7 protein-coding genes are annotated in these 12,040 nt (G+C 41.8%); 2 read left to right on the forward strand and 5 right to left on the reverse strand.

All coding sequences use genetic code 11. The annotated features are described in order from the left end of the window. Positions 1-50 precede the first annotated feature (50 nt). The 4 genes from V5G28_RS19305 to V5G28_RS19320 form a co-directional block, all read right to left on the reverse strand. On the reverse strand, positions 51-494 hold the full coding sequence (locus tag V5G28_RS19305; RefSeq protein ID WP_332995559.1) for a hypothetical protein: 444 nt from the start codon (positions 492-494) through the stop codon (positions 51-53). A 910-nt stretch (positions 495-1,404) separates the two neighbouring features. Further along, positions 1,405-1,830, reverse strand: a complete 426-nt coding sequence (locus tag V5G28_RS19310; protein ID WP_332995561.1) for a universal stress protein — start codon at positions 1,828-1,830, stop codon at positions 1,405-1,407. Positions 1,831-2,009: 179 nt separating this feature from the next. Beyond that, complete coding sequence (gene hisD / locus V5G28_RS19315; RefSeq protein WP_332995578.1) at positions 2,010-3,311, reverse strand: histidinol dehydrogenase; 1,302 nt, start codon at positions 3,309-3,311, stop codon at positions 2,010-2,012. Between the two features lie 161 nt (positions 3,312-3,472). Beyond that, positions 3,473-3,622 carry a hypothetical protein gene (locus tag V5G28_RS19320; RefSeq protein ID WP_332995563.1) on the reverse strand — a complete coding sequence of 50 codons (150 nt, stop codon included), beginning with the start codon at positions 3,620-3,622 and terminating at the stop codon, positions 3,473-3,475. Between the two features lie 536 nt (positions 3,623-4,158). Between V5G28_RS19320 and V5G28_RS19325 the strand changes: the two genes are divergently transcribed. Continuing rightward, positions 4,159-6,015, forward strand: coding sequence for a cellulase family glycosylhydrolase (locus tag V5G28_RS19325; RefSeq protein ID WP_332995565.1), 1,857 nt, complete (start codon positions 4,159-4,161; stop codon positions 6,013-6,015). Positions 6,016-6,025: 10 nt separating this feature from the next. Here V5G28_RS19325 and V5G28_RS19330 read toward each other — a convergent pair whose 3' ends face one another. Beyond that, positions 6,026-7,258 carry an RNA-guided endonuclease InsQ/TnpB family protein gene (locus V5G28_RS19330; protein WP_332995567.1) on the reverse strand — a complete coding sequence of 411 codons (1,233 nt, stop codon included), beginning with the start codon at positions 7,256-7,258 and terminating at the stop codon, positions 6,026-6,028. Between the two features lie 779 nt (positions 7,259-8,037). Between V5G28_RS19330 and V5G28_RS19335 the strand changes: the two genes are divergently transcribed. Next, positions 8,038-12,040, forward strand: a 4,003-nt coding sequence (locus V5G28_RS19335; protein ID WP_336231263.1) for an ATP-binding protein, incomplete at its 3' end; no start/stop codon positions are given.

Genomic DNA, 12,040 nt, shown 5'->3' on the forward strand with positions numbered 1-12,040 from the left:
GTATTATTAGGTGTTGTAGTGCATAGAGACATACAAACCTAGACAGCCGTTTACTTTAACAGGATGCCCAAAAGAGAACCTGCTATTGCTTGACCCAACCAGTCAGTCACTTTCAACAAGATAGGCTTTACTTTTTCCCAAAGAGTCTTGCCTTCACCTTCGTTTTGACTGACATCATTTAAGGTTTCAGCCACGCCTTCTAGGTTGGTTGCAACTAGTTGTTTTTTTGGTTCCGCTTTTTCAGTTGCCTTTTTTGCTGCACTAAGATACGCAATCGCTTCTTTTTGGGTATCTGGTGGTAGTTCTGCACTACGAATCATGTCCTCAATCTGTGCAAGCATCTGGATGACTTGTTGCTGGGTTAATTGTTGACCAGCAGGTGCATCTGCTTGACTTGTCATTGCCTGTGAGTTATTATTACCCATCGCGGCTTGTTGACCGCCACCCATTGAACCAGTATTGGATTGTGAAATTCCACCTGGATTGTGAGTCATAAAATCTACCTCTTCAGCTTTTTTCTATAAAAAAAGTTAATTCCTATACAATACCTTTAGCAACTTCAGAAGCGTAATAGCAAAAGCAGTTCAGCAGCCATTACTTCACACCTTCATTGTCCGGTCTTACCTCTTACCTCTCTGAGCGTTTGCTAAAAGCTGCCAAAGGGGCAGTCAAAGCTACTTCTCTCCATTTTATTCTATAAACTATAGTAAGAATGACTTGTGAATTAGGTGACGGGACAACGGGTGGGGTGATCGCATCAACCTTGCTTTAGCACTTTTAACGGCACCCATCGGTATTAGTTTAATTACCCCTAGTATGGACAAATATAGCGATTCCCACATTCGTAAGGTACAGGAAAAATAATTAACCGCAGATGAACGCTGATGGACGCAGATAAATTTGTACCTCAGCAGGCTGGGAAACGCTATATTCGTAGGCTATATCGTGTCCATCCATACAGTCTTTAACGTTTTACTCCACTTTTGCCCGCTGCTCCTGATGAATCTGACTTAAAACACTCGAACTAACCTTAGCATTGAGTAAAGTGCCAAGTTATACTTTAAAGAAAGGCTAAAACTGATTTACGCTATTTTCATTTGAAATGGCGTGTAAAAGCTACGATGACACAAAGCGATCACCTTTGCGGCGCTGCCCTATGCGCGATCGCCCTCGGGCAACCACTTAAACTTTCTAAAGTTTAACTTCTTAACTTATAAATTTTTTATATCAGTAAAAATACTCTAACCTATACACTAACTGCAAGGTTTGTGACCTCGCAATTACAAGCCCCAACTTATGGTATGAAGATTGTTAATTTTGTTCCTGCAACGTATCTACACAGCGTATTTATAATAATACGTGAATTTTTCAATCCGCCCAAGGTATGATTTTTTTGTACCTATTTCATCCCGGCTTGACAACCAATACAGAACAATTGGCTTCTTCCACCACTTGAGAACTCACGGAACCCTGGACAATTCGCTTCATACCAGTTAAGCCGCGACTACCGATCATAATTAAATTAGCTTTGTAAATATTGGCAAGGCGAATAATTTCTTCTGCTGGATCGCCAGTGACAATTTCTATATCGCTTTCAACTGGCAAGATTGTCTGGTAGGATTGCAATTGTTTTTCAATATGGAAATAAGAAAATGCTGGTGACTCTGGTTGAGGACGGTCGGCGGGTACTTCTATCTCGGACTCTGATGTAGGAAACACATGGCAGAGAATGACTTTGCTATCTTTTGGCAGCACCAATTCTTGTAAAGCCTGAATGACTCTGTCTGCAAGTTCGGAATCATCCAAAGCAACCAAAATAGTCTTTAGCACCAATGTCGTCTCCACAAGAGTAGACCTTTTAGATACGTAACGGCAGAAGGAGATTAATGGCTACACCAACCTGGCCAATTTCAGGGCATAAGTTTGTATAGCCTTAAAGTTTCATTTGTAACCCATAGGCTCAATTTTGCCAAATATTTCCGGAAAAAATTAATAATTCAAATTCAAATTTACTCTTCCTTTTGAACTCGGCGTCTGACAGAATCAGCGTGAGAAGGTAAGCCTTCAGCTGTTGCTAGCACATCAATTGCACCCGCCACCTTTTCTAGTGCGGTCTGAGAGTATTGAATGATACTTGAGTGTTTCATAAAAGTTTCGACTCCTAAGGCTGAGGCATAGCGAGCAGCACCAGAAGTTGGTAGGGTGTGGTTTGGTCCAGCTAAATAATCTCCGACGGCTTCTGGTGTAGAATACCCTAAGAAAATGGCACCCGCATTCCGAATGAGTGGTAGTAGCTCCCACGGATCTTCTACTTCCAACTCTAAATGTTCGGGGGCAAATTCATTCGAGAGTTGGGCTGCTGCTTCCAAGGATTCGACAATCACTATCAAACCATAGTGAGCGATCGCCTTTTCTGTCAGCAAGCGCCTAGGGTGGTCTATGAGCTGTCTTTCCACCGCCACTTGTACGTTCTTTGCCAAAGCCGTATCCGTGGTCAGCAAAACTGCTGCTGCCATTGGGTCATGTTCGGCTTGCGCCAACAAGTCAGCGGCAACGTGTACGGGATTTGCGGTTTCATCGGCTATAATTAGCACTTCGCTTGGTCCGGCTAAGGAATCAATGCCTACGGTGCCATAGACGAGTTTTTTCGCCAAAGTTACATAAATATTACCTGGGCCTGTGATCACATCAACTTTAGGAATCGTTTCTGTACCATAGGCTAAAGCGGCGATCGCTTGTGCGCCTCCGACGCGATAAATTTCTTGCACCCCAGCTTCTTGTGCTGCGACCAGCACGGCTGAGTTAATTGCTTTGTCTGCTCCTGGTGGTGTCACCATCACCACGTGCGGTACACCAGCTACCTTTGCCGGAATTGCATTCATCAATACCGTGCTTGGATAGGCGGCGCGACCACCCGGCACATATAACCCTGCTCGGTCTACTGGTGTATACCGTTTGCCTAAAACGACCTCATCATCGCCAAACTGTACCCAACTTTTGGGAATTCGTTGGCGGTGAAATGTATCAATTTGGCGGCAAGCCAGCCTGATTGCCTGGAGCAATTCCTTTGATACCTGTTGGTATGCTGCATCCAGTTCTGAGCCTGTCACGCGCAGTTCTTCTGGCTTGAGGGTTTGCTTATCGAATTCGGCTGTGTAATGCAGTACAGCTTTATCGCCTTGGCGCTTGACTGCCTGCAACACTTCCCGCACTGTTGCTTCTTTGTGGAGCACCTGTTCATCATGGGTGCGATCGCAGATCCGTTGTAGTTCTGCTCTAACGTCTGCCTGCTGAGTAATGATTCGCAGCATGGAGTAAGGACAATGCCAACTTGAGAAAATTCCTGCCGTGAGAATGAGTTTTGCTTTTTCCCCAAAAGGGTGCAAAGCTAACCCTAACTCTCTTCTCTAGCTTAACCTGGATTTTTTTGATACTTCCACGGTTTTCAGCACATGGTTTGTGTCAAAGGCAACTAAATTGCGAGATTTTGACTTACCTTTTGGCTCTCCCTAGTAGCAGAAGACCCAAACTGGCTATCAACAGAAAACAGGCGTGCTACTTCCCGATATCCTCTCGCTCCAGAACCCAAACTTTCCTGGAGGTCAACTGTATGTTTTTTCATCTAGTCCTCCTTTTGAGTCTCGGTCGGATATGAGTATACTTTTTGCCTATTTTTTTACTTTACTTAATAACATATATACAGAAGCGATGTGGCTATTTGCTACATTTTAACTCTTGAACTTCACCTGTTTGCAGAACTGTTGTCTATAGCAATACATTCCTCTTTTGGAAAGAACTACATCACCAGTCTTTAGTGAACACTTATCTGATTATTCCCTTAACTAAAGTTAGGAAACTTCAATAAGCATTTTTCATTGAAAACTGATTTCGTCAAGAGTTTATAGCATAGTATTTCATATTAGCATATTTTGAGAGGTGATAACAAGGTTAAGCAACCTAGTTTCTTAAAATGCCATTAACACGACATAGGAGACTTTGGATACACTATTGCCAAAGGTTTCAAGCTTCTTACGAGTTGCATAGCCTCTCCTAAGATCCTAGATCCTGAGTTCTGAGTTCTTTCTTATTCAACAGTATATGCTTAAAAACTGTGATTATTTGGCTTAGATATATTCTTGTAAGTCAGGAAACTATAGTATGCGACATATCCATCAAAAGAAACGAAAAAAAATAAAAAATTATAAGCAATTATTCATATTGTCAGTAGTTATAGTCGTATTTCTTATGGGTATCGTGGCGATGCCTGTACGTAGCCAGGTAAATGTGGTCGATGCTGGAATGACAATCGAATTACCACTTTCAACCCGTGGCGCAAAAATTCTCGATGCCAAAGGTCAGCAAGTTTTACTTAGAGGTGTGAACTGGTTTGGTACGGAAACAGAAACCCACGTACCTCACGGCTTGTGGAAGCGAGATTATAAAGAGATACTGGCGCAGATTAAGAGCTTGGGATATAACCTGATCCGGTTGCCTTATTCTCTGGAAGCACTACGTTCGCCTAATGTTAACGGTATTGACTTCAGTATTGGTAGCAACAAAGAACTTGAGGGGAAAACCCCAATACAAGTCATGGACTTAATCATTCAGGAAGCGCAACGTCAGGGGTTACTCATTCTACTCGATAACCACCGTTTAAGCGATCAGGGCATTTCTCAATTGTGGTATGAAGACGGCTTCACAGAAGCAGACTGGATTGATACTTGGAAAATGTTAGCTTATAGGTATAAGAATCAAACGAACGTTATTGGTGCAGATCTAAAAAACGAACCGCACGGAAAAGCGAGCTGGGGTACTAACGATTTAGCCACAGACTGGCGACTAGCAGCAGAACGGGCTGGTAATGCTATTCTTGATGTTAATCCTAACTGGCTAATTGTTGTGGAAGGGGTAGAAAAGAACGTCCCTACACAAAAGCTACCCAAACATTGGCAGGGTGGCAATTTAGAAGGAGTGAAGCGCTACCCAATACGTTTATCTCGTCGCAACAAGCTTGTCTATTCACCTCACGAATATGGTCCTGGAGTTGCGGATCAGCCTTGGTTTTCTGAGCGAAAATTTCCCAAAAATCTTATTGATCGCTGGCAAATAGGATTTCACTATATTTCTAGTCAAAATATTGCGCCCATTTTTATTGGTGAGTTTGGTGGACGGGAAGTAGATACAAATTCTAAAGAAGGAATTTGGCAAAACGAATTTGTCAAATATATCAAACAGAAAAAATTGAGCTTTGCCTACTGGAGCTGGAATCCTAACAGTGCTGATACAGGCGGTATCTTATTAGATGATTGGCTAAGTGTTGATATTCCTAAGCAGCAACTACTATCCCAACTGCTGCCAGTTAATTTTTCTCAAGTAGCACCCGTGCAAACGAGTGGAGGAGTAGGGGGAAGCAGGGGAGAAATCAATTCAAAATATCCTACGGGAAGCCCTTCGGGTTTGCAGTCGCCTAGGTCGGGAAACCAACACCAGTCACCTACGGCGGGAAACCCGCCTACAGTGCTGGCTCCTCCTGCAGCGCTGTCTCACCGCCCAAGGGGCGTCTACAAAATTCAAAATTCAACATTAGGAGTCTCTTCCTTATCCCCCTCATCTCCCTCACTCCCTCACTCCCTCACTCCCTCATCTCCCTCATCCCCCTCATCCCCCTCATCTCCCTCATCTCCTGTGCGTATCTCTTCTTCTTCTTCCCAACTGGCAGTCACTTCTGATATCTATACAAATTGGCAAACGGGATTTTGTGTCAGCTTCAAAATTATGAATCAGAGCAATGCTAAGGTTAACGATTGGCTGCTGACATTTAGTATGAAACAAGCTGCTATTAATAACTCTTGGAACGGTAACTTTAAACCACAGGGAGCGACGCAGTATGTTGTCACGCCTTTAGACTGGGGAAGGGTGGTTGAGCCAAATCAAGTACGTGACTTTGGTTTTTGTGCCAATAAACTTGGTTCAGACTACCAGCCCACCGAAGTAAGAGTCAACACTCAAAGGTGAAAAGAGTGAACTACCCACACTGACTTGGAGTACCAAGTGCAGTGTTGGCTTCTGTAATCAATGGCGAGTGCCTCAGATTTGACTTTCGTCCCATCTTTGGTCTTACCTCCCCTCCTACAGCAGAGACGGCTGAACCTTCCGCCTTTAGCATTCTGATTCCCTCTGCTCTAATATTTATGGCTGCATTTCCATCACGGTCATGATGTGTGCCGCAACTTGGACAAGCCCATTCACGCACATCCAATGACAACTCACTGATTTGATAGAAACAATTAGAGCAGAGTTTGGAACTGGGGAACCATCTATCAATCTCAATCAACTTCCCACCTTTGCGTTCTAGCTTATAAGCTAAAAAGTTGGTAAAGGTTCCCCATCCACAATCAGATATTGCTTTCGCCAAATTATGGTTACGAACCATGCCCTTGACATGAAGGTTTTCTACTATAACAGCTTGGCTATCGCTGACTAACTTGTAACTAAGTTTATGTAGAAAATCTTGCCGCGAGTTGCTAACCCGTTCGTATACTTTGGCAACGAGTTTACGATATTTATACCTGGAATTACTTCCCTTTTGTTTACGCGCTAGCTTTTGTTGTTTACGCTTGAGATTCTTCTCATGCTTGGCAAGATGTTTAGGATTGTCGTATTTAGAAACTTTCTCCCCGTCGGTGACAACAGCAAAGTGTTTCAATCCTAAATCAATGCCATAAATTTTACCTTCAGCCGTAGTAGGGTTATCCCCTTCTACCTCAGTCAGAATAGATGCAAGATATTTTTCTGATGGAGTTTTACTAATGGTAACAGTCTTAATTTTCCCCTCAATTGGTCTGTGTATTTTGGCTTTGACAATTCCAATATTGCCTGGAAGTTTGACATTACCACCTACAATTTTGACGTTTTGAGGATATTGGATAGACTGCTTACCGTGTTTAGACTTGAACTTAGGAAACCCTGCACGTTTATCAAAAAAGTTTTTGTACGCTGTGGTTAAGTTGAGTGTTGTAGCCTGCAAAACCTGGCTATAGCATTCAGCTAACCAACAAGTGTTTTCTGCTTTTTTGAGGTCTGGTAGAAGAGCATTGAGTGCTGTACGTCCAAGCCCCTTACCCGTTTCTTTGTAAGATTCAATCGATTTATTTAGCGCATAGTTCCACCACCAACGGGCAGACCCAAATGTTTGAGCTAATAATACTTGTTGTTCTTTGGTCGGATATAGACGGACTTGTACGACTTTATGTAGCACTCAATATCACCTCCTTGGTTTTTTCATTCTACCACAATATACACTTAGCGATAAAAATATTCCGGAAATATTTGGCAATTCCTCATACATCTTTGCCTGTGTCTTTCCTGCGGAAAGATACAGGCAAAGATATAATCGTCGTTGCCCACCTTATATCCCGCCACTGATTCTGAGTACAGAATTCAGATGGGGGACTTACGGTGAATCAGTTAAAGTTTTTCAACGTCCTCTTAAGGTATGGTAGGCAAGCGCTGCTCGTACGTAGTAAGCTTCGTGCTTTAATAGAGCGCTTAAGCGCTGACTACATACCTCTAAAACTAAGCTAGTGACGCACCACGTTCCTTAGGATCATCGATTATAGCGCTTCTCGTTTGGATGAAGTAATTATTTATCTGTGTCCATCTGTGTCCATCTGTGGTTCTTATTTCTTGATGTATTGCACTCAACTGAAAACCGCTATAAATAACATGCAAATCACTCGTTTGACCTCACCCCGCCTTTAACTGTCGTTAAAGTCTCCCTCTGGGAAGTTCCCAGAGGGGTTGGGGGGTGAGGTTTTGTACTTTATTAAATCCGCGTTCCTTAGCTTCTCAAAACTGGGTAATGGTAACCTCAACCTATGACTGTTGCAGATGCTGCGGAAGTTACCTTTACCTGTTCACCAACTACAGAACTCTTATTTAACTGCTGACATACTTTATGTGTGCGTGTTATCACTCACAATCGGCGAATAATAACCTTAAATAAAGTTATCAATGACGTAGGGATATAAAGCAGCAATGCTGAAACTCACTGGTTATCAAATTATTGGGCAAATTCATGCAAGTGATAAAACTTTGGTATATCGAGGAATAAGAGAACAAGACCAAAAACTAGTTGTCATTAAAGTCCTACGGCGTAGCTCTCCTAGCTTCCAAGAACTGTCAAAACTCCGCAATCAATATACGATTGCGGAAAACCTCAACTTACAAGGCATCGTCAAACCTTACAGTCTGGAACCGTACCAAAACAGTTATGCCTTGGTTATGGAGGATTTTCCTGGGATCTCTCTCAAAGATTACATCAATCATATACAGTCAGCAAAATGCCTCCCTCTACAACAATTTCTCCACATCGCTCTTCAAATCGCCTCTACCTTACATGAGTTGTATCGTAACCGTGTTATTCACAAAGATATCAAACCTGCGAACATCCCAATTAGTCCCACAACTCTTGAAGTCAAACTTATTGACTTCGGTATTGCCTCTGTTCTGCCCAAAGAAGTTCAAATTCTTACCAATCCCAACGTTTTAGAAGGTAGGCTGGCTTACATTTCTCCTGAGCAAACAGGAAGGATGAACCGAGGTATCGACTACCGTACTGACTTTTATTCTCTTGGCGTCACGTTCTTTGAACTTCTCACTGGACAATTGCCTTTTACCACAACTGACCCAATGGAGTTAGTTTACTGCCATATTGCTAGACAATCACCCAATGCAAGTAGTATCAATCAGGGCGTTCCTTCAGTTGTGTCTGACATCATCAACTTACTCATGGCAAAAAACGCTGAAGACCGTTATCAGAGTGCTCAAGGGCTAAAGTATGACTTAGAAGTGTGCTTGCAACAGTGGCAAGAAATAGGAAAAATCGTACCCTTCGAGTTAAAAAAACAGGATATTTCCGACCATTTCTTAATTTCTCAAAAACTCTATGGTCGCAAATATGAAGTTGAAACCCTACTTGCTGCTTTTGAGAGAGTGATAAGCACGGGCATAACTGAAATGATACTAGTATCTGGTGTCCCTGGTGTGGGCAAGACAGCAGTGGTCAACGAAGTCCACAAAGCGATGGCAGGGAGTGCCCGCTCCGCGATTGGCTTTGCCACTGCCCCTTGGGCGATCGCCCGACAGCATAGTTACTTTATCCAAGGGAAATTTGACCAGTTGCAACGCGACATTCCCTTATCGGCATTGGTGCAAGCTTTTGAGGACTTAATCGGGCAACTGCTCAATGAAACTGATGCCGAAATGCAACAGTGGAAAGCCAAGATTTTATCAGCATTAGGTGAACAAGCTCAAGTCATTATTGATGTTATTCCCAAACTTGAACTTATTATTGGCAAACAACCAAACGTTGCTGAACTATTTGGCACCGCTGCCCAAAACCGTTTCCATTTTTTGTTCCAAAGATTTATCAAAGTCTTCACAACTATTGAGCATCCCTTGGTTATCTTTCTGGATGACTTGCAATGGGCAGATGCAGCTTCTTTAAAATTTATTCAATTATTAATGAGTCAAAACAATGTTAATATCAACAATCTTACATTATCTACTTACGATTTTGAAGAAACGAACAGGGATGGCAAAACTAATGACGCTTTACTGCTGATTGGTGCTTATCGAAATAACGAAGTTTCAAGAACACATCCGCTATATCTGACACTAAATCAGATTCAAAAAACAAAAGCAACGATAAATACTATTAACATAGAAGCTTTAAATCAGGCTGATTCAAACCGTCTCATCGCTGATAGCCTCCGTTGCTCAGAAGCGGCTGCTATTCCTCTTAACCAATTGGTATTTGCTAAAACTAAAGGAAATCCCTTCTTTATTCATCAATTTATTAAATATTTGTATGATGAAAAACTAATTCAATTTAACTTTGAGGTTGGTTATTGGCAGTGTGATATTGCTAAGGTCAAGGCATTAGCTTTAACACATGATGTAGTAGAGTTCATGGCAATTCAAATAGATAAGTTGCCAAAACATACTCAAGAAGTATTAAAAATTGCTGCCTGCATCGGTAACTCTTTTGATTTAAAAACTCTGAGTATTGTGCATCAAAAGTCTGTGGTAGATACAGCAGCTAACTTATGGACTGCGTTAGTTGAAGGGCTAGTTTTACAAGAATTTGATAATTATAACTTATTTCTAAATAAGAATGGTTCATCAGGAGTTATTTCTAGTCAAGAACCTAAAAAAATACCAAACCCTAATTCCAAATTACCCCAATACAAATTTGTACATGACCGAGTACAGCAAGCGGCTTATTCTCTGATTCCTGAATTTCAAAAACAATCAATCCACCTAAAAATTGGACGACTGCTGTTGAGTAAAATTCCAGTTGAAGAACGGGAAGAAAAAATTTTTGATTTGGTTAATCAGTTCAACATAGCGGTGGAATTAATCACCGAGCAAAGCGAGCGCGATGAGCTGGCAACGATGAATTTGATTGCTGGACGTAGAGCTTTGGCATCAACAGCGTATGCAACGGCAGCTAAATATTTAACAACTGGCATTCAATTTCTCTCTAGTGAAAGTTGGGAGACGAACTATAACCTAACGTTAGCTTTGTATGAAAAAGCAGCAGAGGCGGCGTACCTAGTTGGGGACTTTGAGCAGACAGAGAAATTAGCAGAGGTGGTGTTGGCAAGTGCAAAAACACTGCTGGAAAAAGTAAAAGTTTATGAAGTCAAAATTCAAGCTTATGGGGCGCATAACAAAGCACTAGAAGCGGTCAATACAGCACTAACCCTTTTGAAGCTACTGGGTTTAGATTTTCCTAAAAATGTCAGTCAGTCGTATATTCAAAGTGAACTGGAGAAAACAGCTTCAAATCTGACTAGTAAGCAAATTCAAAATTTAATTAATTTGCCAGAGATGACGGAAGAGCAATCGCTAGCAGCTATGCGTATCCTATCTAGCGCAATTGTTTTCGCCTATCAAGCTGTTCCTGAACTATATTTGCTGTTTGTACTTAAACAAATCGATTTATCGCTAAAAGGTGGAAATGCTCCCTTATCTGCCTTTGGATACGTTAGTTATGGAGTAATGCTGTGCGGGTTAATAGGAGACATCGAGTCTGGATATGAATTTGGCAAACTGGCGGAAAATCTTTTGTCTAGGTTTGAGATGAAAGAAGTCTCTGTGAAGGTTATAGAGACATTTAATCAACTTGTGAGACCTTGGAAGGAGCATATCAAGGAAACATTAAAGCCTCTCGTAGAAGTTTACTCTGTTGGTCTGGAAACGGGAGATTTAGAATTTGCAGCGTACGCTCTTTATGCTTACTCCTATACTGCATATTTTATGGGTGAAGAACTTACAAAGCTCAAACAAGAGATGGCGAACAACCGCAATGCCATACAGCAAATTAAGCAGGAAAGGGTTTTTCATTGGAATGAGATCTATCGGCAAATGGTTTTAAACTTGCTAGGGGTTGTGGAAAATCCCTGTCATTTAAGAGATGAATCCTATAACGAGGAGAAAATGCTGGGGATTCACCTTGAAGCTAATGATAGAATTGGGCTTTTGTCTTTATATTTTAGCAAGTTACATTTGTGTTACCTATTTCAGGCATTCCCTCAAGCAGTTGAAAACGCAATCCTGGCAGAAAAGTATTTAGAAGGAGGGATAGGACAGCTAGTGACTCCAATGTTCCATTTTTACGATTCACTAGCAAGGTTGGCGCTGTATTTTGAGGAAGATCAGCCAGAGCAAGAGCACATTCTGTATAAGGTACAAGCCAATCAGGAAAAGATGCAGAAATGGGCGCATTACGCCCCAATGAATTTTTTGCACAAATATTATTTGGTAGAGGCAGAGCGACATCGAGTTGTGGGTAACAATGTAGAGGCAATGGAATTGTACGATCGCGCCATTACCTTAGCCAAAGAACACGAGTACATCAATGAAGAAGCTCTTGCTAACGAACTTGCTGCTAAGTTTTATCTAGAATGGGGCAAACCAAAGATTGCTCAAACTTACCTTAGTGATGCCTACACTGGCTACGTTCACTGGGGAG

Source organism: Scytonema sp. PRP1 (genome assembly GCF_036697665.2).
GTDB lineage: Bacteria > Cyanobacteriota > Cyanobacteriia > Cyanobacteriales > Nostocaceae > Kalymmatonema > Kalymmatonema gypsitolerans.